The organism is Mycobacterium sp. PDNC021 (genome assembly GCF_048282635.1).
Taxonomy (GTDB): Bacteria; Actinomycetota; Actinomycetes; order Mycobacteriales; family Mycobacteriaceae; genus Mycobacterium; species Mycobacterium llatzerense.
The window spans coordinates 208,987-234,074 of record NZ_CP182502.1 but is presented as its reverse complement, the minus strand read 5'-3'; the positions used below and the strand labels follow the sequence as shown (position 1 = coordinate 234,074).

Annotated in this window: 23 protein-coding genes; 2 read left to right on the top strand and 21 right to left on the bottom strand. The window is 68.8% G+C overall.

The window, feature by feature from the left end:
• Positions 1–12 precede the first annotated feature (12 nt).
• The 19 genes from ACNO8X_RS01190 to ACNO8X_RS01100 form a co-directional block, all read right to left on the bottom strand.
• Entirely contained in the window at positions 13–2,310 is a 2,298-nt protein-coding gene (locus ACNO8X_RS01190) for a phage tail protein (RefSeq protein WP_418003804.1), read from the bottom strand.
• Complete coding sequence (locus ACNO8X_RS01185; RefSeq protein WP_418003803.1) at positions 2,307–4,253, bottom strand: putative baseplate assembly protein; 1,947 nt, start codon at positions 4,251–4,253, stop codon at positions 2,307–2,309. Before ACNO8X_RS01185 ends, ACNO8X_RS01190 begins: the two co-directional genes overlap by 4 nt.
• 1 nt (position 4,254) lies before the next feature.
• Positions 4,255–4,671, bottom strand: coding sequence for a GPW/gp25 family protein (locus ACNO8X_RS01180; protein WP_418003802.1), 417 nt, complete (start codon positions 4,669–4,671; stop codon positions 4,255–4,257).
• Complete coding sequence (locus tag ACNO8X_RS01175) at positions 4,665–5,402, bottom strand: hypothetical protein (RefSeq protein ID WP_418003801.1); 738 nt, start codon at positions 5,400–5,402, stop codon at positions 4,665–4,667. The genes ACNO8X_RS01180 and ACNO8X_RS01175 overlap by 7 nt, the downstream gene beginning before the upstream one ends.
• Positions 5,402–5,908: a phage baseplate assembly protein V gene (locus tag ACNO8X_RS01170; RefSeq protein ID WP_043390087.1), complete on the bottom strand. Its 507-nt coding sequence runs from the start codon at positions 5,906–5,908 to the stop codon at positions 5,402–5,404. Before ACNO8X_RS01170 ends, ACNO8X_RS01175 begins: the two co-directional genes overlap by 1 nt.
• On the bottom strand, positions 5,908–7,170 hold the full coding sequence (locus ACNO8X_RS01165; RefSeq protein WP_418003800.1) for a phage late control D family protein: 1,263 nt from the start codon (positions 7,168–7,170) through the stop codon (positions 5,908–5,910). The genes ACNO8X_RS01170 and ACNO8X_RS01165 overlap by 1 nt, the downstream gene beginning before the upstream one ends.
• Positions 7,170–7,883, bottom strand: a complete 714-nt coding sequence (locus tag ACNO8X_RS01160) for a CIS tube protein (protein ID WP_418003799.1) — start codon at positions 7,881–7,883, stop codon at positions 7,170–7,172. Before ACNO8X_RS01160 ends, ACNO8X_RS01165 begins: the two co-directional genes overlap by 1 nt.
• 3 nt (positions 7,884–7,886) lie before the next feature.
• On the bottom strand, positions 7,887–8,069 hold the full coding sequence (locus ACNO8X_RS01155; RefSeq protein ID WP_043390091.1) for a hypothetical protein: 183 nt from the start codon (positions 8,067–8,069) through the stop codon (positions 7,887–7,889).
• 7 nt (positions 8,070–8,076) lie between these two features.
• A complete protein-coding gene (locus tag ACNO8X_RS01150) occupies positions 8,077–8,583 on the bottom strand; it encodes a phage tail protein (RefSeq protein WP_418003798.1) in 507 nt (168 codons plus the stop codon).
• Positions 8,580–11,024 carry a phage tail sheath family protein gene (locus ACNO8X_RS01145; RefSeq protein WP_418003797.1) on the bottom strand — a complete coding sequence of 815 codons (2,445 nt, stop codon included), beginning with the start codon at positions 11,022–11,024 and terminating at the stop codon, positions 8,580–8,582. The genes ACNO8X_RS01150 and ACNO8X_RS01145 overlap by 4 nt, the downstream gene beginning before the upstream one ends.
• 4 nt (positions 11,025–11,028) lie before the next feature.
• Positions 11,029–11,469 carry a phage tail protein gene (locus ACNO8X_RS01140; protein ID WP_043390096.1) on the bottom strand — a complete coding sequence of 147 codons (441 nt, stop codon included), beginning with the start codon at positions 11,467–11,469 and terminating at the stop codon, positions 11,029–11,031.
• 51 nt (positions 11,470–11,520) lie between these two features.
• A complete protein-coding gene (locus ACNO8X_RS01135; RefSeq protein ID WP_418003796.1) occupies positions 11,521–14,826 on the bottom strand; it encodes a phage tail sheath C-terminal domain-containing protein in 3,306 nt (1,101 codons plus the stop codon).
• 29 nt (positions 14,827–14,855) lie between these two features.
• Positions 14,856–15,974, bottom strand: a complete 1,119-nt coding sequence (locus ACNO8X_RS01130) for a hypothetical protein (RefSeq protein ID WP_418003795.1) — start codon at positions 15,972–15,974, stop codon at positions 14,856–14,858.
• On the bottom strand, positions 15,971–16,573 hold the full coding sequence (locus tag ACNO8X_RS01125; RefSeq protein WP_418003794.1) for a DUF4255 domain-containing protein: 603 nt from the start codon (positions 16,571–16,573) through the stop codon (positions 15,971–15,973). Before ACNO8X_RS01125 ends, ACNO8X_RS01130 begins: the two co-directional genes overlap by 4 nt.
• Positions 16,570–16,791: a hypothetical protein gene (locus ACNO8X_RS01120; RefSeq protein WP_418003793.1), complete on the bottom strand. Its 222-nt coding sequence runs from the start codon at positions 16,789–16,791 to the stop codon at positions 16,570–16,572. The genes ACNO8X_RS01125 and ACNO8X_RS01120 overlap by 4 nt, the downstream gene beginning before the upstream one ends.
• Before the next feature lie 64 nt (positions 16,792–16,855).
• Positions 16,856–17,836, bottom strand: coding sequence for an AfsR/SARP family transcriptional regulator (locus ACNO8X_RS01115; protein ID WP_418003792.1), 981 nt, complete (start codon positions 17,834–17,836; stop codon positions 16,856–16,858).
• Between the two features lie 13 nt (positions 17,837–17,849).
• Positions 17,850–20,444, bottom strand: coding sequence for a DUF4157 domain-containing protein (locus tag ACNO8X_RS01110; RefSeq protein WP_418003791.1), 2,595 nt, complete (start codon positions 20,442–20,444; stop codon positions 17,850–17,852).
• Between the two features lie 540 nt (positions 20,445–20,984).
• Positions 20,985–21,422 (bottom strand): SRPBCC family protein, encoded by a 438-nt coding sequence (locus tag ACNO8X_RS01105; protein ID WP_418003790.1) that lies wholly within the window; start codon positions 21,420–21,422, stop codon positions 20,985–20,987.
• On the bottom strand, positions 21,419–21,751 hold the full coding sequence (locus tag ACNO8X_RS01100) for an ArsR/SmtB family transcription factor (protein WP_043987896.1): 333 nt from the start codon (positions 21,749–21,751) through the stop codon (positions 21,419–21,421). Before ACNO8X_RS01100 ends, ACNO8X_RS01105 begins: the two co-directional genes overlap by 4 nt.
• A gap of 86 nt (positions 21,752–21,837) precedes the next feature.
• Here ACNO8X_RS01100 and ACNO8X_RS01095 point away from each other — a divergent pair, with 86 nt between their 5' ends.
• Both ACNO8X_RS01095 and ACNO8X_RS01090 read left to right on the top strand, forming a co-directional pair.
• Entirely contained in the window at positions 21,838–22,596 is a 759-nt protein-coding gene (locus ACNO8X_RS01095) for a DUF899 domain-containing protein (protein WP_418003789.1), read from the top strand.
• On the top strand, positions 22,586–23,242 hold the full coding sequence (locus tag ACNO8X_RS01090) for a maleylpyruvate isomerase family mycothiol-dependent enzyme (RefSeq protein ID WP_418003788.1): 657 nt from the start codon (positions 22,586–22,588) through the stop codon (positions 23,240–23,242). Before ACNO8X_RS01095 ends, ACNO8X_RS01090 begins: the two co-directional genes overlap by 11 nt.
• A 3-nt stretch (positions 23,243–23,245) precedes the next feature.
• On the opposite strand, the gene ACNO8X_RS01085 is transcribed toward ACNO8X_RS01090, so the two are convergent.
• Complete coding sequence (locus tag ACNO8X_RS01085; protein ID WP_418003787.1) at positions 23,246–24,703, bottom strand: methyltransferase; 1,458 nt, start codon at positions 24,701–24,703, stop codon at positions 23,246–23,248.
• The gene (locus tag ACNO8X_RS01080; protein ID WP_418003786.1) at positions 24,700–25,047 is read right to left on the bottom strand and encodes a hypothetical protein; all 348 of its coding nucleotides are present in this window, start codon (positions 25,045–25,047) and stop codon (positions 24,700–24,702) included. The genes ACNO8X_RS01085 and ACNO8X_RS01080 overlap by 4 nt, the downstream gene beginning before the upstream one ends.
• Positions 25,048–25,088 lie beyond the last annotated feature (41 nt).

Sequence of the window (25,088 nt, the reverse complement as noted above, 5' to 3'; positions counted from 1 at the left end):
CGACTACCTCCTCTAAAGCACCGAGGACCCCAGCAGCGCGTCGCGCGCCACCTGGAATCCCGGCACAGCCGGTCTCGATGGGTCGTCTTGCAGGACGGTGTCGGAGCCGAGGACGCCCTGGCCCAACGTGGTGGGCCCGGGGTAGCGCCCGACGACGGTGTCCAGGCCGACGGTGGCCTGCACACCGACCAGAAAGCGGGGTTCGACGAACTCGACGGTCGTCTCTACGTGGGCCGGTGTGAACATCTCGGCGAGGCTCGCGACCATCCGTCGGGTGCCCTCGTCGCGGGCGCCGGCGGCAGGGAAGAAAACCGTCGCCCGGTGCGCGTACACGAGGAACGGATCACGCACCGGGTCCGGCAGGTCGGTGACCTTGAAGGTGCCGATGGTGGAGTGCCGGCCGACCTGCAGTCGGTCGGTGATCCGCTTGCCCCACAGCATCGTGTTGTCGCCGACGAGTGAGCCGTCGAGAAAGAGCCAGCGGCGCAGCTTGAACGACTCGAGCACTGTCGGCAGCGCGTCTGCCGCGGAGTCGCAGGTGCAGCCCTCCTCGGGGTCGGGCCAGTGCCGGTCGCAGTCGATCAGCCCAGCGCCGGGGCCGGGGTCGAGACCCAGCACGATGCGCAGCGCGGTACGCAGTGCCGCGGGTGTGCCGCGCCGGGCGAACAGGTAGGCCGCGTGCGCGACCAGGGACCGGCGCACTGACTCGCTCCACACCGGTTCCAGCGCCAAGCCCAGCCAGGAGGCCAGCCAGGCCAGCGCGTCGCGGTCGACGGTGGCCGGGGTGGCCATGGGGTCGAACAGCGCCGGCAACGCATCCAGCGTGTTGTCGACGGTGGCGGTGGCGGCGTCGAGCAGGGCCATCAGCCGTTGCACGAAGGCACCTCCGTCGGGGCCGCTGAGGAACACCGCGGGCAGGTGCTCAGCCGAGGTCATGCGTCCGTACACCACTCGCACCGCTTCGATCAGCGGCGAGCCGCGCCGGGTCCCCAGGAGGATCAGCCGGAGCCAGAGGTAGCGGCCCGGCGGGCTGAGAATCAATGCGTCCCAAGGTGATTCGCCGGGTCCCGACCAGGCGCACGCCGGGCTCCAGTGGTCTTCGGCGACGGCCGACAGGTCCTCGTCGTCCAGCGGCTGGTCGTCGGTGTAGGTCTGCACCAGCACGGTGGCGGCGTCGGGGACGCAGCCGTCGAGCACCACCCGGTGCCACTGGCAGCCGGCGATCCCGCTGTCCAGTGGACCGGCGACCAGCCGGCCCTCGGGGGCGAACGTGCACGGCCCGGCCAGTGCCACGACGGTGCCGGTGGGGCCGGAGGCGACGAGCGGGTCACCGTCGGCGGTGAACCCGAGCCCGTCGATCGGCTGCCCGGCATCGCATGACGCACCCGTGAAACGCACGGCGGTGCCTGGCACCGCGCAGGTCTGATAGCAGCCGTAGCGCCACAGCGTGCCGGTCGCCGACTGGGCGATGTAGAGGTTGCCGTCGGCGTCGGTGGCCAGCGGCCCGGGGGCGAACCGCCCGGCCAGTGCGTCGGGCGCCGGCGCGATGCCGAGGGGTGTCCCGTCGGCGGCGAAGACCTGGACGTCGGGCTTGCCGTCCTGCACCACGTACAGCCGATCGTGGCGGTCGAGTGCGAGGTGCGTCGGCGCGACCAGCGCCGTCCCGTCGGCCGTCGTGGAGATGGTGCCGTGCCGTCGGCCGTCACGGTCGAACCGGTGGATCAGGCCGTTGGCCTGGTCGCTGACCAGGAACCACCCACAGCGCTGGGCGACGACGTCGACCGGATCCCAGAGCCCGGCCGAAGGTGGCGCCGGGCACCCATCGGCCCCGATCGGACCGATCATGGCGACCAACGTCAGTGACGACCCGTCAAGGATCTGGACGCGCCGGTTGCCGCCGTCGACGACCGCGACCAGTCCGTCGCAGCCCGCGGCGATTCCGCGTGGCTCGCGCAGCCGGCGCGGTGCGGAGCCGATCCCGCCGAAGCAGGGCAGCATCTCGAAACCGTCGCCGCACGGGTCGAACCGTTTGATCCGGTCGTCCCCGCGGTCGGCGACGTAGATCCGTCCCCACGGGTCGACGGCCACGCCGGTGGGTTCGGCCAGCCCGGCGAAGGTGCCCGCCCCATCGACCAGCGCGCGCTGGGTGCCGGGCAGGCGCACCAGGCGCACCCCGCGTCCGGCGGTCTCGACGCGATCGAGGGTGTGGGCCTGCCAACCCAGGCGATCGTCGAGACGCACGTGCGCCTCGGGGACCGCGCCCCATCCGTAGGGGCGGGTTGGGCAGGCCGTCGAACCGGGGATGGTCATCGGCGGTAGCTCGCGATCACGTTGTGCGCGTCGGAGCGCAGCAGTTCGCCGGCGCCGATGGTGACGTCTTGGCACTCGGGGGTCACATCGTCGTCCAGCCAGATCAGCAGCTGGTCAACCTTGGCGACACCGGGCACCACGAGGATGGTCTTGTAGACCAGCGAGAACGGGATGGCGCCGCCCAGCGGCCAGCCGGTGCCGTCTTCACCACCGGTCAGCGGGTGGAAGTAGGTATCCAGCGCATCGACCACCGCGTTACGAACGATGCCGAGGTCGCTGGTGGTCTCGACCTGCAGCGTGACGTCGATCCGCACCTTCCGGTAAGCGGGGCCGGTGACGTGCAGCTCGGTGGTGAGCAGCCGGTGCACGTTGAGGTGCGCGCAGACGTTGTGCAGCGTGGCCTCGCTGGGCATGGGTGCCGGCGAATCGTTGTCGGGGATGACGATGACGGTGACCGATCCCGGTACGTCGACACCGGGGAAGCCGGGATGTACCCGGGGTTGGGCGATCGCGCGCGCGACGGCAGCGCCGGGGGTGGCCTGGGCCAGCAGCTCGAAGTCGTCGTTGGTGACGGCGCGGTCCCGGGTCTTGAGGGACTGCGGTGCCCGGTTTTTCGCGTCGGTGAGCGACTCGTCGTCGACGCCGCCCTCCGAGGAGAACAGGTTGGTCACGGCGGCGATGCCGTCGACCGCGCTCTGCAACTGCGTGATCGCGTCAGGGCCCAGGTTGCCGGCCCGCCCGCCGCCGTGGCGGTAGATGGTGGCCACCACGTTGGCCAGCGGGTTCTGTGGGTTGGCGACGGGCAGGTGTCCGTGCACGCCGTCGCCGACGCCAATGGTGCCGGTCGCGCGGTCCAGGGTGAAGTGCAGATCGTCGGGTCCCGAGCTGTACAGGTCGTCGACCTCGGTCCACGTGGTGAACCCGCTGCCTTCGTCGATCTGCAGGACCAGGGTGCCGTCGAGCACCGGCCGGGAGAACAACTGGAACTGTTGGTAGGCCACGCCGCTGGTGCCGCCGACGACCTCGTCGCGCACGGTTTCGGCCTGGGTGGCCGTCACTGTGTTGGACAGCAGGGCCTGCAGGCGCGGCGGAGTTTCGTAGGTCGCGGTGGCCAGGCGTGCGCGCAGCCAGTACCGCGGCGTGCTGCCGGTGGGCAGTGCCAGCAGTTGCATGCGCTCACCGCGTACGTCCAGCTCGATGTGACCGGACTGGCTGAACGCCTTGGAGTCGTCGCGGTTGACCCCGAGCGGTTCCCAAGCGATGCCGTCCCAGTACTCCCACACCACGACGGCCGGCGGGATCACGTCGGAGGCGGCGAGGTCGCAGTGCACCGGAACGGGCCGGTCGGTCGCCATGGTGATGACGGCGAGGAAGTCGACGATCGCATCGGGGAACGGGCCGGGGTACTCGTAGCCGAGCAGCAGGGCCGAGTCGACCCGCGGGATCGGCCCGAACGGCTGGAAGCCGCCGCTGCCCGGACCGCTGGGCCGGTTGGCGGTGGTGACATCGTCGTAGCCGAAGCCGTCGAACACCAGTATCGAGGTGACTTTCGGGCCGAGCACCTGCAGGGTCCGGTCGGTTTCGAAGATGACCGGCGGCTGGTCCTGGCCGCCGTCACCCGACACTCGGGTGCCCTTGGCGATGGCGGTGACCGGTGCGGCCGGGTCGACGGGCGTGAACGTCAGTTCCGCGCGCGCCGGTTCAGCCGGGCGCAGCTGTAATCCGATGAGTTCCAGGAATTTCACGTAGGCCAGGTCGGGCACCTGGTTGATCCGGTAGATCAGCAGCTCGGTGAGCCAGGCGTGCAGCTGCAGCAAGGTGATGCCCGGGTCGCTGTCGTTGAAGTCGGTCCATTCGGGGGTGTAGCGCGGGATCCGCGTCAGCGCTTCGGCGACCAGGTCGCGGTAGGTGCGGTCGTCGAGGACCGGGGTGGGAAGGACCATGTCAGTGCCTGCTCTCACCGATGAAGAACGGGTAGACGAGGTTGTGCACGGTGTTGGCGCTGCGCACCCGGTAGTCCACGCGGACCACCATCACGTTGGGTTCGCCGTCGCCGTCATCGACGGTGACGCCGAGCACATCGATGCGCGGCTCGCCGCTGATCAAGGCCTGCTGGATGTCGGCGGCGATCGCGGCATGCGCCAGCTCGGAGTTGGGTTCGAAGACCAAATCGGCTACCCCGCAACCGAATTCGGTCAGCATGACCCGTTCCCCGCGGGAGGTGGACAGGATCAGCCAGATGGCTTCCTCGATGGAGCGCTCGGCGACCGACCATTGCAGCCGGCCCCGGGCGTCGGGAGCCACCGGGAAACGCCACCCGGTGCCGAGGAAGGCGCGGTCGCCGCGCGGATCGGTCAGCACGGCAGCACCGCGATCACGCCGTCGATGACGGATTTCACGTCGGACAGCACGGTGACGACGGGTTCGGCGGCACCGCCGGTGAGGTTGTCGAGCGACGGCAGCTGCATGCCGCCGGCGCCGACCATGGCCAGGAACGGTTCGACGAGCTTGAGCGTGGTGAACACCGGTGCGCAGCTGTTCATGGCCTGCTGGGTCATCACCTCGGTGCACTTCTGCGAGGCGTCGAGGACCTCGAGCAGCGCGGGATTGCCTTGGGCCTCACCCATTTTGATCTGCAGGCCGATCTGCTGCTGCAGGATGCTCTCGAGCAGGTCGAGGATGCAGCCGAGGAACGCGCTGATCATCTTGAGGATGTCCTTGACGAAGGAGCAGATGCCGATCGGCGACCAGTCGGTGACGCACCCGAGGACGTCAGCGGCGATCGGCGGCAGGTCGCCCAGCTTGTCCAACAGCTTGGTGGGATTGGTGACGACGTCGGGCACGGCCTGGACGAACTCGATGATCCAGGCGCACAGGTTGAGCACCTTGACCAGACATTCGGTGGCGCCCAGGAACGGCCCCAGTTGCAGCAGCAGATTGAAGTTGACGTGACAGTCGTCGTTCATGCCCTTGGGCAGGTCGACCATGCCGATGAGCTGGCCACCGCCGGGCAGTGTCAGGGTGCTGTTGGTCGGCGCCGGGGGGAACGGCGGCAGCGGTGGCGGTGGGCCCTGCGGCGGGACGACGGTCATCACACCGTCCCAGTGCCAGGGTTGACCGGGCGGCCGTTGAGGGTGAGCACATCGGCCCGGATATCGAGGTGGCCCAGTACGTTCACCGCGACGTGCCCGTTGGTCATCTCGATGGCGCTGCCGTGCGCGTCTTTGATGAGCAGCCGGCCTTTGTCGCCCTGCGCGGGGTCGGGGTCGTGGAACACGATCTGGTGTCCGTTGACCGAGGCGATGACGCGTTCCTGCGGATCGGCAGTCGGGGGTTTGTCTGCGCCGTTGTGGGTGAACCCGACGATGAACGGGTGGTCGGGGTTGCCGCGGTCGAAACTGACCAGGCACTCGTCGCCGATCTCGGGGGAGAAGCGGAAGCCGCGGTCGCCGCCCGCCATCGGGTTGGCGATGGGCGCCCAGAAGCTGCCCAGCGAGTCGGGGAAGGTGGGGAAGCGCACCTGGATGCGGCCTTCCTGTTGGGGATCGTCGCGGTCGGTGACCACCCCGATGAGCACCCCGGCGAAGTCGTTGGTCATCACGCGGCTCCTCTCGTGCATTGCTCACGGCGCGCGCTGAACTGGGTGCGGTAGCCGTTGTCGTCGAACGTGTGCGTGGTGTTGGTCAGGAACCAGGAGCCGTCGAACGGTGCGCCGATGCCGGCGACCTCGACGCGGGACGCGGCCCGCAGGTCCGGGCGCCCGACAGTGGTGCCGTCGGCGGTGATCATCTGCAGGTAGTTCTCCCGCAGCACGTTTCGCACCAGGTCCTGGGCCTCGCCCAAGGTGTGCGCCGGGCTGTCGGTGACCTTGTTCTCGGCGGTGACCACCGGTTCGATCAGCTCTTTGAGGTCTTCGTTGATGCCGCGTTCGCGGTCCCACAGCTCGGCCAGATCGCACGAGACCAACGGATTGGCTTTGGTACGCCTGTCCCAGAACTGCGTGGAGACCTTGCGCCACAACGTCGTCGACAGGTTGATCGAAGGCCGGAACTCGATCAGGGACCCGCCCCAGGACAGCCGGTAGGGCGACTGACGCTCCCCGAGCGCCTGCAGTTCGGCGGGGCCCAGCATGTTCGACGGGCCGAAGTAGATGACCTTCGTGGGCTGCGGCGGCGCCGTGGGTGGCGCTCCGGCGGCCGCAGGTCCGGGCTTCGGCAGGATCTCACGGAAGAACACGATGTACCCGCGGGCCTTGGCTCGCTTGATCAGGAACGAGATGTCGGTTTCGTTGCTCTGCGTGACGCTGGGCACGCCGGCCTCTGTCGACTTGTTCGGCACCACCGCCGTGGCACTGTCGGTCTTGACGATGCGTTCGGCGATCGCGCTGTCGGTGATGGTGGTAGCACCCTTGTCGGGTTTCCAGATGAAGCTCTTCGGCGCGGCGCGCAACGCCTCCAGCGTCGAGAGCGCGCGCACCGTCAAGGTGGTGCCGCCGTCGGCGGAGAACGACGGGGTCACCTGGGTGACGCGGCCGGTGAGCATGGGCCGCAGCTGCTCGGTGGAGTAGCCGAGCCACACCCGTACGTAGGCGCCCGGCAGCAGCGACGGTGCGTCGGGGTCGGGCGGTTGGCCCGGCAGCCGGTCGGCGTAGCGGGCGGTGCCCGGTGCCCAGGCGCCGCCGTTGATGGTGAATTCGAACGAGTCGATCTGGTTGATCGCGTCCTTGTACGTCACGGTGGTGACGTCGGCGACGGCCTTCAGAGCACCCGCGGACGGGCCTACCTCGACCCGGCGCATCGGCACGTAGAACGTCTCGGTGGCGCCGCCGTCGAGCTCGTAGAGCCAGCTGGTCGCGGACATCAGACGGCGACCCCCTGTTCCAGTGGCGGGATTTCCAGCACCGCGCCGACGGGCAGCCGCCGTGGGTCGGTGAGGTGGTTGTGGTCGGCCAGCGGGCGCCAACGGCCGGGGTCGCCGTACACGTCTGCCGCGATCGATGACAGGGTGTCGCCGCGCGCCACGATGTGGCTGCGGGTCCGGTCCGGGGAGTTGAGACGCAGTTGATCACGTTGCGTCGCAAGGGTTTTGAATTCGCGCATCGCCACGGTCAGGGTGGCGCGCAGCGGGATGCCCTTGACGCTGAAGAGCGTGTACTCCTGCTGGATGCTCTCCACCACGCCGACGAAGTAGTGCATGCTCTGGCTGGACTCGGTCAGGGCCGAACCGGGAAACTTGCTGCCCCACACGAATTTACAGATCGGTGGCGCGTGGGTGTCGGACTCGATGGTCACCAGATCCAGGAAGGCGTCGGTCTGGCCGGTAACGCCCTGGGCGAACACCCCGCTGCTCTGGTCGGTGGAGTCGAAGAACAGCTTGACCGACAGTTTGGCCGCCGTGCCGCGCACGAACTGCTGCAACGGTGTGGCGAGCCCGGCGATGTTCAGCTCGGCGATCTGCGCGCCCTTGGTGATGGAGAAGTCGGTCGGGTTGAACATCACCGGGATCTGCGGTCCCCGCGCCGAGTTCCCGTCGGCGCTCATCCGCTGGAAATAGGCCTTCACCGTCGGTTGCATGGGTCAGCGTCCTCTGGTCACCGGGCTGGCGCTGCGCTCGCGGGCCTCCCAGGCCCGTCCGGATTCCTGCGTCTGCAGGTGCGAGCCGACGGCGGCGACGATGCGGCGCAATACCTTCGGGTCGAGCAGGGCTTCCTCAGAGCCGACTTCCACGGTGCTCTGCAGGTCGTTCACGACGATGTCCATGGTTTCCTCACACAGGGCTGAACAGTCCGGGCCCGAGCTGCACCTCGAGGCCTTCGTGGGCGATCTCCAGCGATTCGATGGCGATCTCGTTGCCCTTGCCGGTCAGTTGCGGTCCGGTCCACTTCACGGGTAGGCCGCGTTTGAACTTCCAGAACATGACGGGTTCGCGGGCATCGTTCATCAGCACGATCAGTCCGTCGCGGCGCATACCGCGGCCGTTGTAGTAGTCGGCGTACCAGTCCCACATCTCGCTGGACAGCCCCACACCACGGGAGAGGGTGATGTTGCTCCACGTCATCCGGGTGGGGAACTTGAGCACCCGGTTGTTGGTGCCGCCCTCGGGATGTTCCTGCACCTGCAGGGTGCCCTCCAGGCCACGAACCTCGGAGAAGCCGGCGTCGGCGGTCACCGTGACGCCGAACAGGGAGGCGATGCCGCTGACCAACATCGAAGCGGCGTCGAGCAGTCTCACCGCGAAGTTGTAGTTGCCCACGGGCTGGGTCAGATCGCTCATCGGTTGGCTCCTGCGCCGTCACCGTGCGCCAGCACCGGGTCCAGGACGGTGATCTCTTCGCGGGTCTTGCCGATGCGCAGCACCACGAACTCGGCCGGCGCGGTGGGGGCGACGCCGATGTCCAGCACCAGTAGCCCGTTGGCCACGTCGGCGGGTGGGTTGTTGGTGTCGTCGCACTTCACGTAGAACGCCTCGGCCGCGGTGGCGCCGTTGAGCGCGCCTGTGGCCCAAAGTGTTTCGAGTAGACCCGCGACGCCGAGACGCAGCAGCTCGCGGGTGATCCAGTTCGCCGGTTCGAACACCGCCCATTGAAGTTGTTGGCACAGCGCCTTTTCGATCATCGCCAGCAGCCGGCGCACGTTGACGAATCGCCACAGTGTGTCGCTGCTGAGCGTGCGGGCGCCCATCGGGCGGATACCGCGGCCGGCGTCGGCGCGGATCGCGTTGATGGCCTCGTCGTTGAGCACGCCGTGCAACACATCGGTGAGGTGCATGCCGACGTCGTGGGTCCACCGCAGCGCGGTGTTGGCCGGCGCCCGGTGCACGCCGACGGACAGATCCAGTTGCGCGTAGACACCGGCCAGGAAGCCGCCGGGCGGTACCAGGCGTTGCGCCGGGGTGCGTTCGCCGTCGAGGGTCACCAGCCACGGGTGGTACAGCGCGGCGTACGAGGTGTCGAAGCGCTTGCGCCACGCACGCACGATCGCGAGCTGGGTCTGCGGGTCCCCGTCGCGCGCGGGCGCGTCGAGGATCGCGACCCGGTCGCGGCGCTGCTCGCACTGCGCCACCAGCGCCTGCTGCACGGTGTAGGTGTCGTCGTCGGTGAACCACGGGGCCCGCTCGACCGGCGCCGGGGGCAGGTTTTGCGGGGCGGCCTCGGCGCGGACGCACGGGTCGCAGGGGTCGGGCGGTGGTGGGGGCGGCAGGTAGGCCGGGACCGGGCCGGGCCGCAGGTGCGCGTCGGGTGCGACCAGGATCGCGATCTCGTTGACGGCGGCCAACGCGGCGATGCCGTAGGCGGGCCCGGCCACAGGGCCGGTGAGGTCGACGGCCGTGATGGCGGCGAGCCCGTCGCCACCGCCGACGAGGGGCTGTGCGCGCAGGCCGGGAACCAGCGCGGCGGCGGGGTCGGGCCGGGGCGACGGCGTCGTCGCGGCGTCCAGCGGGGTCAGCGTGATCAGCGGTTCGGGCCCGGCGGCCACGATCGGCGGCGCGTAGCGCTGATGTTCGGCCAGCAGCGACAGCCGCCCGTAGGAGGCGCGCAGTGCGTTGCTGACCTCGACTCCGACGGTGAGGTCCAGGCGAACGACGACCATCGGCAGGCGATGGTCGATCGCGCCGGGCAGCGTGCCATCCCACTCGGTGCGACGGATCGGGTCGGGGTGCTGCCAGATCAGTTCCCGCCGTTGCGCGTCGACGGCGGAGACGACGGCGTGGGCGGGCCGGCCCGGGCGGCCGGGCTGGGTGATCCGCACCAGGTCACCCCGCGAGAACCCGCTGACGTCGAGAACCCGCGTGGCGGTGCGGTCGGCGGGTTGCTCCACGCCGTCCGGGGTGGCGGTGCCGGCGCCGTCGGCGCAGCGGACCAGGACAGTGGCGGTGTTGCCCCAGATACCGGGCGACGAGGCCGTCACCTCGAACAGCGGGTCGCCGGATTCGTTGGCGAATACCGCACTGGCGCAGGCGGACCCGGTGGCCAACGTCAATGCGGGATCGGCCGCGAAGTCGGGTGGCAGAGCCTGCTCCCACACCAGTCGGCGGCCACCGTCGAGGACGTCGATGATGCGCCGGGGGACGGTGCGGGAACGCTCGGTCTGCAACAGCTCGATCTGCTGACCTACCCGGAAGCCGCCTACCGAGCGCACGATCAGCGCGCTGTGGTCGTGCGGCTGGGTGGCGCCGTCCGCGGTGGCGGTGGCGGCGCCGTCGGCGGCGGTGACGATCACCGGGCGGTCGGTCCACAGGTCGGCGATGCCGCCCGGCAGCGGGGTGGCCCAGGTCAGCGTCGAGCTGCCTGAATCGACGCCGGCCAGGCTCACGGTGACGGCCACCGGTGCCTTGGTCAGGGTCACGTTGGCCACCGCACCGGCGACAAACCCCGGGGCCGGCACGATGACCGTCGACGCACCCGTCGGGTCCGGGGGGATTGTCGGGTCGACGGCCGTGCTCGCGGCGGGTGCCGCGGCCCGCACGACGTGGGCGCGGCGCCCGCCGTTGTCGAAGAAGCCCTTCACCGCATCCGCCAGCCGTGCGTCGGGGTGCAGCCCCCCGAACGCCGACTGGAACTGCCGCCACGACCCGATCGGCACCGCGTTGCCGACGGGACCGCGCGTCGCCACGCCGACGAAGCCGGCGATGTCGGTGCGCAGCGGCTGGATCCCGGTCGCGTCGCGGTCGATCAGTTCGACGGTGACACCGGGGTTGGCGGGATGGGCGGTCATGGCACTAGACGAGCCGCAGGCCCTCGTGGGCGAGTTCGAGGGTTTCCACGGCGACCTCGTTGCCTTTTGCGTTGAGAGCCGGTCCCTCGTACTTGACCACCCAGGCGTTCTCGAACTGCCACTCGGCGACCCGGGTGCGCTGCTCGTCCAGCAGTACCACGGCGCCGTTGTGCCGTTCCACGTTGCCGTTGATGACGTTGAGCCGCCACTGCCACAACACCCGGCTGGTGGTGTAGCCGCGTTTGAGGGTGATGTTGGCGTATTTGCGCAGACCGGGCATCTTGCGCACGGTCAGCGGTAGGTCGGTGCCCTCCCGGTACTCCACCACGTCGCCGTCGCCGGACAGCCCGCCGACCTCGCTGAAGCCGGCCACCGCGACCGAGTCGATCTCGACGATGAAGTTATAGGCCCGGTACGGGTCTTCCCGGGTTGCCGTTTCGGCCATGGGTGTGTCCTTTCAGGTGATCGGAGCTGGGTCGTGGCGCGCTGCGCCGGGTCACGCCTCCTCGACGGCCGAGCCGCCCTGCCACTGCCCGATCCGGATGACGACGAACTCGGCGGGCATGGTCGGGGCGATGCCGATGACGAGGATGAGCCGCCCGTTGTCGATGTCGTCCTGGGTCATGGTGGTGCGGTCACAGCGCACGAAGAAGGCCTGCTCCGCGGTCAACCCCATCAGTGCGCCGCTGCGCCACACGGTGGTCAGGAAGTTGGACACGGTGCGGGTGACCCGGGCCCACAGGTTCTCGTCGTTGGGCTCGAAGACCACCCATTGCAGGCCGAGTTCCAGCGAGCGTTCGACGAAGATGAACAGCCGCCGGACGTTGACGTACTTCCATTCGGGGTCGCTGGTGATGACGCGGCCACCCCAGCTGCGCAGGCCGCGGAAGTTCTCCCGGAAGTCGCGCAGCACGTTGATGTTGGACGGGTAAGGGTTGAGGATGTCCTGCTCGCCCTTGGTGATCGAGCGCTGGAAGCCGGTGATGCCGGTGATGACCTCGTTGGCGGGGGCCTTGTGCACGCCGCGCGTCACATCGGTGCGGGCGTAGACGCCGAGCAGGTGCCCGCTCGGCGGGACCGAGATGTCCGGCGGCATCGAGATCACCGCCGAGAACGGGTCGGGCAGCCGCAGCCACGGGTAGTACAGCGCGGCGTACTTGGTGTCGAACTGCTGGCGCTGATCCTGCACGTCGGCCAGACCTGCGCCGGTGGATTCGGTGCCGGGCAGCGCGTCGAGCACGGCGAAGCGGTAGTGCATGGATTCGCAGTGGGTGATGACCTCTTGCTGCAGGTCTGTGGAGACCCGTCCGGGGATGGCGACCAGCGCGACGTCCTCCACGCTGCGCAGTGACTGCAACCCGGTGCGGGCCAGCGGGTCGACATTGTCGTTGCCCTTGTAGGTGGCGTCGGCGAGGGCGGCGATGTCGTCATCTCCGCCGGACAGGTAGCGGCCCACCGGCCGGCGCCGGCCGCCGGCCACGACCTCTTCGATGATGTCGGGACCCGGTTGCATCGGGTCCAGCGGCGTGGTGACGCGGATCAGGTTGGACTGCCCGTGGGTCCGCCGGTCCCACAGCCGCACCGGCCCGGTGGTCAGCCCGATCACGGTGCCGACGTACTGGCTGTGCCGACTGTCGAGGGTGAGGTGCCGGTAGGTCTCGGTTTCGACGATGAGGTCGAGGCCGGGGTTGCGCGGGTTCGCGGGCCCGCGTTTGACCCATTCGACGGTCAGCTTGAAGTCGCGGCTGCGGATGGTCCAGCCCGCGGTGACCGGCACCGGCAAGCCGCCCCCGTCGAAGCGGACCGAGTTGGTGCCGACCCGGTCGGCGACGGCGGCCAAGCGCGGTAGGCCGCCGGCGCCCATCCGGTCCACCCATTCACCGGTCGAGTGGTCCCGGGTCAGCGGCCGGTTGACGTCGACCGCGTCGGTCGGGGCGGCCGGGAGTGCGGCGATCCGCACGTATTCGGCGTCGGTGCGCCCGACGCGGACCCAGTCGCCGACCAGCAGGCCGGCGCGGTTGTCTACCCGGATCCGGGTCGACCCGGCGAGCACGTAGCTGTCGATGGTGGTGCTGACTTCGAGGATTTCCAGCAGGCTGCCCGGTTCGACACCGGTGATCGAGGTGACCGGCACGTCGGCGCCGGGGGGTGTGGTGACGGCGACGGTGGTCTGCACCGTGCCGGCTGCTTCTTCTTCGACCTTGACGCGAAGTTCGTTGCCGTAGCCGCCGACGTCGAGTGCTTCGACGGTGAACAGGGTGGAGCGGGCCAGCAGCCCGACGCCCGGCCGGTGTCCGTTGGCGACGGTCGTGACGGGTGGGCCGGCCGGTAGCGCGATCACCTGCGGGGTCAGCACGGCACCGAGTTCGAGGTATTCGAATCCGGCGGTGCCTGGGGTGCCGATCTGCAGCACATCACCGGTCAGCGCGGGCACGGCGACGGTGAAGCCGAGCAGGGCGGTCGTGTTGCCGGGGCGCAGTACCTCGATCAGCGTGGTCGCCTGGGTGGCCGGTGCCTGCACGGTGGCGGTGGCGGCGCCGTCGTGGGCGAAGCGTGTCGGCTGGGCCAGCGTGACGGTGTTGGTGGTGGCGTCGGCGCTGTGCACCAGGGCGAATTCGGGTCCGCTACCGGGACCGGAGTTGCTCAGGGCCAGCCAGGTGCCCGCGGGGGTGGCGGCGACCGCGGTCAGTCGGATGACGGTGGCGCCCGCCGGTGCGGCGGCGGCAAAGTTGACCACGGCCCCGGCCGCCATGGTCAGCACGGAGACGACGCCGCCGGTCGGGTGCTCGATGGTCACCGGCTGGCGTAGCCCGACCGCAGCCGGAGTACCGACGACCTGGTACGTGTGTGCGCCGTTGCCCAGGAAGGCGACGACCGAGTCCGGGGGAATCGGGGGGCCGCCGAGGAACGCCATGCCGTCGCCCTGGTTGACCCGACGGTTGATCGGCTGGTTGGTGGGGGCGCCGGCGGTGACGCGCTCGACCGCGACGCCGGCGGCATGGGTGCGGGCCAACCGGGTGGCCAGGCGAAGCGACAGGTCGGCGGGGTCGGCGGGGACCTCGCCGACGGTGACGATCTCGCGGTAGGCGTCGACCCCGATCTGCAACAGGTCGCCGGGCGCGAACGCCTTGGCCGGCGGGGCGTTGACGTTGATCAGGTCGCTGCCGGCCGAGGCTGTGACGGCCAGCGCGCCCGCGTAGTCGTCGGGTGCGACAGCCGCGGCGATGGCGCGCAGCTCGGCGTTGACCGGTACCGCGGGCGGCGCCGCGAAGTCGTCGGTGGCGTAGGCCGGGGACATCAGCGCCTGGGCGAGGGTGTCGAGCGCACCCAGCGCCGACCCGAATTGGATGTATTCGGTGACAGCGCCGTCATCGATGCGCAGGGTCTGGCCCGCGACCAGGCCGGCGTCGTCGGTGACCACCAGTTGGGTGTCGCCGGTCTGGATCTGGGCCAGCACGGTGGCCGAGAAGCCGGTGGGGCTGCCTTGCCCCATGAGGTCGACGGCGGCCTTGGTGGCGCCGTCGGGCACCACGCGCACGACGTAGGCTCGCTGGCCCTGGTTCTGGAAGAAGCCGCGGATGGACAGCGGTAGGTACCAGCTGTCGGGGAAGTCGTCGGGTCGCAGCGGGCCGCCGTAGACACGGCGGTAGTCACCGTCGCTGGTGATGAGGACCGGCACATTGACCGGGCCTCGCTCGGCGACTCCGACCACGCCGGCGGTGCTGGTGCTGACGCCTTCGATGGGCCGCGGGCCGAGTTCGACCTCCTCGACGTACACCCCGGGCGAGAGGTATTCAGGCATGGAGCCCTCCTTTGGTGACGGTTGGGATGTCAGGCGCTGAGGTTCAGGACGTTGTCGGGCTGGTCGTAGCGCAGGACGACGGTGACCGCGACGGGCGGCGCCGAGGGCGTGACCGTCACGGTGGCAGTTCGGGCCGCGCCGACCGGTCCGGTGCGGTAGTAGCCGGCCGCGTCCGTGGTAGCGCTGGGTGCCTGGGTGCTGCGGTACTCGACGCGGGTGGGGTCGGTGTCGTCGATGCGGCAGGCGGCGCCGTCGGGCAGCCGTTCGGGGTGATCGACAAGGGTGATCAATGCGGCGGCGTCGGTGCCGGTGATGGTGGTGGCGGACGGGCCGCTGGCGACGACGGTCGCGCGCTGGGCGGGCGCGCCGGCGCGATGCACCCGGGTGATCGGAGTCGCCAGAACCGCGGTGCCGGGGTCGGTCAAGGTGGCCGGACCGGTGAGTGCCGCCACCCGCACGAGGTCGTCATCGGCGGTGCCGAGGTGGATGAGGCTGCCGACGGCCAGGTTGGTGCGCCGGCCCAGGCGCAGCTGGGTGTCGCCGGGGAACACGTCGCCCCTCAGTGCCAGGTCGGGCCCGACGAGGGTGACGGTCAGCGGGACGATCGGAGTGCCGGTGGCGTGCGCCCAGCCGGTCGGGGTGTGGAATCCCGTCAGCCCGGCGGGTGCGGTGACCGCGATGGTGCGACCGGGCAGCGGTACCGGGACCGGGCCACCTGTGGACATCAGTCGTCCGCGGAGGCGGACGGCGGGGCGGCGTAACCGGATGTCGGGCAAGGGAATTGGGAAGGCGGCACCGGCCGGGATGTTCACGCTGCGGGTGACCGGCAGGAAGCCGGGGGCGCCGATCGTGAGGTCGACTATGCGGGCAACGGCGGTGAGTTGTGCCAGGGCCCAGTCGTTTTCGGCGGCGACGCCGAACAGGCCACCGGCGCCTGCGATGATCGAGAAGCGGCGGGCCTCGCCTGGGCCGGTCGGGTCGACGCCCCGCAGCCGCGCGATTATCTGTGCCGGCCCGGGCTTGGGCAGGTCGAGGGCGGGGGTCGTCAGGTCGTCGACCACGCGCCCGGTGATCAGCGCGAGGAACCCGAGCCGGGCCTCGTCGGCGACGGTGGCGGTGAGATCGCCCAGGGTCAGTTGCCGTCTCATGGCGCCACCGGGTCCAGCACCTGCTCGTAGCTGGTTTCGCGATCGAGGACCGCGGCCGTCTGGGCCGGCTGATCGCCCGATTCGACGTCGACGACGTGCACGAGGTAGCTCATACACAGCTCGTAGGGCGCTTCCAGTGCGGTCCACACCCGGGTGATCGATTCCAGGTCAAGGGTTTCCAGCGAAATCCGGAGGGTCTCCCGTAGCTCGGGTCGGGCGGGGTCGGGCGCGACGGTGGTGCCGTCGTTGAGCACCTGCAGGACCTTGCCGATGATGACCTGTTCGGTCTCGGTGTGCTCGGCGATCGGGGTGAACAGGTAGTGCAGATTGATGGGTAGCGGTGGGCGGCGCAGCTCGGTGGGGCTGATCCGGACGACGGGGCGGTTGGTCAGCTCGGCGCTGCGTTCGAGTTGGTAGAGCCAGACCGAAAGCCCCTTCTCAGGTGGGCTGCCGGTGCGCATCTCCTTGGGCGATTTGAGACTGACCTTGTAGTTCATCGCGGTGAACAGCGAGTTGAGTTGCGGGTCGTCGACGAACGCCTGGGTGAGCCGGTCCTTGAGGGTGAGGCTGGTTTCGCGGATGCCGGTGTAGTCGCTCATGGCGCCGACTCGTTCGCATCGGGGTCGGGCGCATCGCTGAGGTAGGACTCGATGAAGCCGACGATGTCGATGAACGCGGACACAGGTGCGCGGGCGTCGTCGAGGACATGGACGATGTGGCCGCGGGGGATGGCCCGACCCTGGGCGCTGCGGTATTCGCTCCATACCCGGACCAGGAACGAATGGGCGGCGACCACGGTGACCTCCTCTTCGGACAAGGAGTATCAGCGTGGGTGGGTCGCGGCCGTCTCAGCGGCGTCTCGGCAGCGTCTTTCCCGTGGGCTAGGTGCTCGGCGAGCCCAGGTGGCGCGCGATGAGCGCCGCTGTCTGGCGTAGCGATGCGTACAGCTCGGTCAGTTCGTCGGTGTCGAGGGTTTTCGGCACCACGAGTTCGGGTCGGTGCCCCGGCCCGTTCCCGAGCCGCCAGTCCCACCACCATTCGTCGGCGTCGTCGGTGGAGATGATGTCGGCGATCCGCAGCGAATGTCCTTCGCGCGCTTGCTCGTACACGGCGACGACGTCAGGACCGGGCTCGACGGCGAACTCTTGCTGCAGCGCGTCGCGGCAGGCGGCGTACTGACGGATGGCGCCGGTGCGGTCACCGCGGGCGACGTGGATGCGCATCAGGCGCAGGTGGGTGCGCTCGTGGGCGCGGTCTTCTTCGAGGATCGTCTCGGCGTAGGTACACGCCTCGTCCCAGCTGTGCGCGTGTTCGGCGTGGCTGAGCAGCTTCTCCAGCAGGGCTAGGCGCATGGCACGGTAGCGCTCGCGCTCGTGAATGCACCAGTCCTGGTACCAGCCCTCGAGCAGCTCGCCCCGATACAGTTCGACGGCCTTGCGGGTCGCCGCGACGTCAGCGGCGTCGAGGTCGGCGCCGCACCGGTTGCGGACCCGCTCGTGAGCTTCGCGCAGTTCACGGGCGTCGGTCCACCAGCGCGCGTCCGCGTCGACCTGGAGCCATTCGCTGTCGATGCGCAGTAGCGTGCCGGCCTCCGGACCGGCCAGGGTGGTCAGCTCGGTCTGCAGGTGCCAGACGGCCTGCCGCAGGTGTTTTCGCGCGTTGAGTGAGTCGGACTCGCCCCACAAGAGGTCGGCCAGTTGCTCGCGGTGGTGGGCCTTGGGTGCGACGAGCAGCAGAAAACACAGCACTTCGAGCATCCTGCGCGGCGGACGGTGCGCAGGATCGGGGGTGTGCGGCCCGGACATCTGGAATCGGCCGAACAGCTGAAAACGCAGTGGGCATAGGCATATCTCGTTGCTCATGGCGGCGGCCTGACTATTTCCCGGGCCCGATGCCGCCGGTACAGCCTTGCTCACCGGCGAGGTTGCGTACCGCGTCTTCGACTTCGTCGCCGACGAGCCAGTCGGTCAGCAGATACCCGCCGAAGCCGACGATGAACCCGACCGCATTGCCCGGCCCGGGCACCTCGCTGCCGGCCAGCGCGCCGTAACCACCGGCGGCGAGTGCGCCGCCCAGAGCTCCGACCGTCGAACGGCTCATCTTCGCCTCGTAGTCGATGGTCGTGTACTTCTCGTCGCTGCAATACATCTGCAGGCCGGTCGTGATGGGCGCGATGACGAACGCCGCGCCGGCACTGCCGGCCAGCTTGCCGCCGACTCCGGACGCCGCGTCACTGAGGCCGGCGCTGGCCAGGGTCCGGGTCAGATAGGGCTGCGCGGCGGACTCGAGGAACGTCTGCGCCTCACCGGAGGCGTAGCCAATTCCGGTGTCCGCCAGGTAATTCGGGTTGGCCCCGTGCTGGCTGGACCATAGGTCGCCGAGGAGCATCAAGCTCGCACCGGCCAGGCCCGACTTCATGCCGGGGCGCATGCCGCCGGCGGGCTCGCCGGGTACGGCGACGCGGCCGTCGGGTCCGATGGACGGGCCCGGCTCGACGACGGGTGTGGATGCCGGTCCGGCCGGGCGCGGTGTGCCGGACAGCACCACATCGTTGGGGGCCAACCCCATCCGGCTGTAGATCTGGTACTCGAGCGCGAACTGCAGGGTGCCTTTCATCTTCGGGTTGACCACGTTGTCCGGCGCGTTCGCGAACGACCGCCGCACGATGTCGTGGACGTCGGCGACGGTGAGTTGCTCTCCGTTGGCTTTGGCGCGCTTCCACGCTGCCTTCCACTGCCGGTCGATCGCGGAGTTCACTTCCTTGGGCGCCAGGGCGGCCAGTCCTGAATCACCGCTCAGCCCAAGGGTCTCCAGAACGTCGTTCGGTAAAACGTGCGCCGATTCGAGTTGCTTTCCGGTCATGCCGAACTCGTCGCGGATGGTGCTGGCGACGCCGTGGGTGTGCAGGCCTAGTTGGCCGCTGCTTGGGTCGAGCAGGCCCGATTCGAATGCTCCTCGCGCGGCCTTGGCCTGGCTGCGGAACTTGAGCGGCTTGCCAGAGCTGGGCGCGAACAGGTCGCCGAAACTCGGTCCGGTGGGCGTCATGGTCGAGAAGTCCACTCCGCCGCCCGCCGGTAGGTCGACGCTGCCGGAACCGGCAGACGGCGGCCCTCCGATGGTGAGGAACCCGTATGGGCTGATCAGGATTTGGGGACCCCGTCTGGTTGCACCAGCGGGCCGGAACAGTCGCTCGGGCCCACCGGAGGTCACGCTCGACGGAGAGTCGGCGACGTCGCGCAGCGTGGTCGCAGCGGTGGGAATGACCGTGGTGTTGTGCCAGCCGGGGGCCGTGAAGGGGGACGCGTTGGCGCCGAAGGCGAACGACGTGTCGAACGTGTTGGTGCCCAACGTGTTCGGTGGGCCGAACGGCAATGCCGGGCCGGTGTCATTGGGCACCAGCTCCTGACGGGGACGTGCGGGCAGCGTCAGGTTCAGCGCTTCGTTGGCTTTGGGATCGCGGCTGCCGAAGTAGCTGGCGGCGTCTACTTGCGGTATTCCGTTGCGCGCCAAGAACACATCGAATTGCTCTGGGGTCAGAGTGAGTGCGCCGGTGGGTGCGGTGCGGTTGGCCGCCTCACCGGAGTCGGCGGTGCGCACCGCGATACCCATTACGCCGGACGGTTCCAGCGAATACAGCACCGGAGGGGTGGCGGCTAGCCCGCGCTGCGCGAGCCACGCGTCGCCGCCTGTCGCCCGCCGGCGGCGTTGTGCGCTGAGCCGGCGCATCAGATTCGCCCAGTCGTAGGTGGCGTCCTCGCCCCATTCGTGGTCGGTCAGATAGATGCGGGCACGGTTGAGTTGCAGGAGCAGTCCGTCGTTGGACAGCGCCGCCGCGTCGACGCCGCAGGGGCCCGCGTCGGCCTGCTTGTCGGGCACCTTCGACCCGGCGCCGGAGGGGGTTCGGTTGATTCGCGTCTCACCGGTCTGGGCATGTTGCAGCGTGTGCGCCACCTCGTGGGCGACGAGGCGCAGCCCGTCCGTGGTGTCTGGCTGGTAGGCGCCCGCAGCGAAGGAGACATCGGATCCGACCGTGAACGCGCGGGCATCGAGGTCATCGGCGGTGCGGGCCGCTTCTGCGCCGGTGTGGACCCGGACGTGGGTGGTGTCGACGCCGACCTTGCCGAAGGCAGATTGGACCGCGGGATCAAGTGGGCGGCCGGCAGTCGACGCGGCGCAGTGCTCGCAGGGTGTGCCGCTTGCTTCGCACGCACAGGAAGGGCCGGCCGGCGCCGCGGCGAGCACCGAGTCGGCGAACGCGTCAGCTTCACGTTCGCGGGGGTGGTCCGGGGCATCGGTTCGGTGTTTGGCGAGGACGCCCGCGGTCGACTGGTTGCCGATTCGGGAGTGGATGGACCGCAGTGCGTCGGCCGGTGACCGTGGGCGGGACGGCAGGTGGGTACGGCCGGGGTGGCCTGGGAGCTGCGGGCGCGACGTTTTCGTCGACTGAAACGATGCACCCAGTCCGCCCACGATGCGTCCCCTCTCACGGGTGCGGTCAGGGAATTATCCCGCGTGTTGGGCCGGAGGCAAAGGGTATTCGACCACCGGAAATCAGAAATTTACGGCCGCGGCAACTGTGCTCACCTGCCCGATTTTCGGGAAGCTAATTTCGGAGACTGCCTTATTGGATGGTGTCGTGCCGCAAAACCGCAGGCGATGGAAATTGCGAGCAAACTACTGCCATATTGAAGGAATTGACGGCGAGAATTATTCCGCCGCTCAATTCCGGGTAGCTGGCGCGGTGCCGGGCTGCCGTAGCTGCCGCAAACGCCGAAGCTGCGTGGATGGCGGCCAGCCGGTTGCCGCGCTTGGTCCGGCTCCACCATCGAGCCACCGCCTTGGCAAGAAGTCGGGCTGGAATTCAATGCACGACATGGCGGACCAGCCTGCTTCAAAGGCATGCCTAGTCGAAATATTCGTACTGGTGCAATGGCGTCACAGGTATATGCGACAGGTGGGCCCAGTGTTGAAACTTCCGCTCGCGCGCATTTTCATCGCATCAATTCCATTTCACCGAGAACGCAGCACTGTCTCCAACTGTTCGGCGGTGAGTGCCCAGCCGTTGTGGAAATTCTCCTGCTCGTGAGCCGGCAGCAGGGAGTGCTCGATCGCCATCAGCGTCTCGCCCTCGCCGTGGGGTTCGAAGGTGACGTTGACGACGCTGGCCATTGTCGGATCGGGCCAGTTCGAATTGCTCCACGTGAAACGAAGCAGACGCGGGCGGTCGATCTCCAGGAAGCGCCCGATGATCAGAACGAGGCTGCCGGAGTGTTCGACGTCGAACTGCAGCTTGCCCCCGACGTGCGGCTCGACGGTGATGGCGACACAGCGGTCGGGGCGCGGACACATCCAGTCCGCCAGTGACTCGACATCCAGCCATTCGCCGAACACCACGTCCGGCACCGCCGGCATGATGCGCTGGACGCGTACGGTGACGGGCTCTGTCATTGGCCATTTCCTTTGCGGCGCAAGCGGTCAGCGAGGGCGTCTGCCCGCACCGACCAGAAGTTGGATTGTTCGTTGATCCACTGCTGCGCCACGGTCAGCCCATCGGGGCGCAGGGACACCCATCGTTCCCGGCCGCGGACATCGCGTTGCACCAGGCCCGCCGATTCCAGCACGCCGATATGGCGGGAGACGCCGGCGAACGTCATCGGCAACGGTGCGGCCAGATCGGTGATGCGCGCATCGCCTTGCCGCAGCGTCTCCAGCAGCCATCGTCGCGTCGGATCGGCCAGGGCGGCATAGGCCCGATCCAGCAGTTGATCTTCAACCATCTTGTTGACTATAGCGATGGATCATGCTCTGCTGGAATAGAGATGTTCAACAAAGTTGTTTAATGATTCTGTAGAGGAGGAACACCATGCAGAAACCCGAAATCGTGACAGCGGCCGAGTGGGACGCCGCGCTCGAGAAAATGCTCGTTGCGGAGAAAGAATCGACCCGGCAGCGGGACCAACTGGCCGCGATGCGCCGCCGCATGCCCTGGACGCCGGTCACCAAGGACTACACGTTCATCGGACCCGACGGCGAACTGAGCCTGACCGAATTGTTCGGTGGGCGAAGGCAACTCGTCATCTACCGGGCGTTTTTCGAGGAAGGCGTGAAAGGCTGGCCCGAGCATGCGTGCCGCGGCTGTTCGATGATCGCCGACAACGTGGGACACGTCGCGCATCTGAACGCTCGCGACACCACGCTGGCATTCGCGTCGCGCGCGCCGCAGCCCGACATCGCGCGGATGACGGCCAGGATGGGCTGGAAGATGCCCTGGTACACCATCGCCGACGACTTCGACGTCGACTTCGGCGTGCACGAGTGGCACGGCACCAACGCCTTCATCCGGGATGGCGACGCCGTCTTCCGCACCTACTTCATCAACAGCCGCGGCGACGAAGCGCTGGGCAGCTCGTGGAGCTACCTCGACATGACGGCGCTGGGCCGGCAGGAGACCTGGGAAGACTCCCCACCCGGATATCCGCAGGACGCGCCCTACGAATGGTGGGACTGGCACGACACCTACGGCGAGCACCAACCCTCCCGCTGGTTCGGCGACCCCGACCCCAGCAAGCCCGATGATCCCCGTCCGCCGCGCGTAGAAGGGTGCGACTCCTGTGAGCGATGAATCCGAACTTGCGGTGCTGTACCAGCAGACCCTGGACCGCATCATCGAATTGGTCAGTGCGCCAGGTACTTCGGCAGAGGCGGCGGTCGCCGCCTGCCCTGGCTGGTCGGTGCGGGATGTACTGGCACATATGGCCGGAGTCGCACAGGACTGGGCTGCGGGCCGCCCGGCCGCACCGCCCACCGACGCGCAGACGGCAGCTCAAGTGGCCCGGTTCGACGGGCGCGGCGTGGACGACATCCTGCGGGCCTGGGGCGAAGCGGCAACGGAAATGCCGCGGCTGGCCCGGGAGGGCATCGCCCCGCCCCTCGGCGACATCGTCGTCCACGAACACGACATCCGGGACGCGCTCGGCCGGCCGGGTGTGCGGGATTCCGCTGGGGTGCAGAGTGCGTCCGATCAACTGCTGCGCATGCTGGAGACGCCGGTGCCGGTGCGGGTGATCGTCGAGGACGGTGAGTACCGCTGCGGTCCGGATGGGGACCCGGCGATCGATCTGAAGACCACGCGATTCGAATCGATCCGCTGGCGCACGGGGCGGCGCAGCCGCAGCCAGATGGCGGCCATGGCCTGGTCCGGAGACCCGGCGCCGGTACTCGATCATCTGTACCTGTTCGGGCCGGCGACTGCTGATGTCGTTGAATGACAGTCAGTTCCAGTCGACCAGGCCCAGCTCGATCAGTCGGGTGGCCGTGCTGAGGGCATCGGCCCTGATCTGATCGGAGGCGAAGCCGGTGGCGTCCGCTGCTGCGACAATGAGGTCGCGCAGCGGCCGTCGCCCGTCGAGCTCGAGCACCACAGGGAGCGCCACCGGAGATACGGTGGCGCACACGCTGAGCCCAGGTAGGGTCCACAGCTGTGTCGGCGCCGGTTCGTACCCGCCGTCCCCACGGGACAACGTCTGGTCCAACCGGTTACCGGGCAGCGGCGTCAGCACCGCGTCGAGCAGGTCCTCATCGGTCAGCTGGGCCAGCCGTCGCCGGTGCGCGAACACCCGTTGAATCTGATCACTGGCCGACCCCGTGGGGGAGCCCGGCATTTCGTCGGTCCACAGGTGCTCGGTCCGAGTGTCATTGCGCTGCATGATGATTGCGCCGGTCGTCAGCGCCTCGATGCCCTGGTCGCGATAGAACGCCAGCCAGCGATCGAGAGCGGCCGCGAAATCGGCGGTTGCGTGCACACTCTGCACCAGCCAGGTCTCGGCATGCTCGATGGGATCATGCGTCGCGAACCGCAGAACCCAAGCGTCGCAACCTGATTCCGCCAACCACGAGCGGACCGGCGCCACCCAATCGCCGTCCGCCGGATGTGGCCAACTCGCCAGCATGGTGGCCCAGCCGCCGGTGCGCAGCCGCGGCACGATGTCGTGCACCAGCTGTTGGCCCAGGCTGCCGGGCTTGCGGGCCGCCTGACCGGCGTCGCGCCACAGGTAGGTGTTGTCGGGCGAGATGATGAAAGGCGGATTCACCGTGATCAGGTCAAAAGTCTGATCGCCGACGGGTTCCAGCAGGCTGCCTTCGCGCCAGCTGACATTGGACAGGCCGTTGAGTCCCGCGCCGAACTCGGCCAGCCGCAATGCTCGGGTGTTTACGTCGGTACCTGTCACGTGGGCAGCGTGGTCGGCGGCTTGGAACGCCTGCACACCACCGCCGGTGCCGACGTCGAGCGCATCGACGTCGGGGAGGCGCACGGTGAGGTCGGCCAACGTCATGGACGCCTGCGCGACGGCGACGACGTGTTCCCGGCCGGTCGGGCGCCCGTCCTGCCAGTCGTGGGCGACGAGCGCGTCGTCGGCCCAACCGATGCACATGGTCGCCCGCACGTCGTCGTCGCTGCGCGTGAGCAGGCAGGCGTCGACCAGGTCGTCGATGTTCAGTGGGTGTAGCGCCCCCGCTGCGTCGGCGGTGGGCACCTTCGAACCGGCCAGGAACAGGTTGACCAGGGTGGCCAGTGGATCGGAGCCCAGGCGGTGGGCCAGCACAACCGCCTCAAGGGGATTCGGCGCGATGCGGCCGCTGCCGAGCCCGCTCGGTGAGTAGCGCGCGGAAGCGAGCACCTTGCCGAGGTCTGCGGCGCAATCGACCAGTCGTGCGCCGGCTTCGGTCACTTGTGGAACGGGTTGGTGATCGAAAGCGATGGTGCGCCAGTGATCTTCTGGAACACGTTGAACTTCTGGAAGACGTTGACCTTCTGCAAGTTGTCGAACTTCTGCAGGTTGTCGAACTTGATGAACGGGAAGTTCACCTTCTGCATGTTCCAGAACTTGATGAATGGCGCGTTCAACTTCAGGAACGGGGGCGGTGCGGTATTGATGCCGCCGACGTCGCAGCCTGTTTCGCAGGTTGCCGGCGCGGCCGCGGCCGACGAAGCGGTGGCCAACGTGACACCCGTGGTGGCAGCCAGCGCCACCAACGACAACGTCACGGTCCGGTTCAACTTTTCGCTAGCCATGGCAGCCTCCGATTAGCCACACGGTGCAAAAACATGCAGGT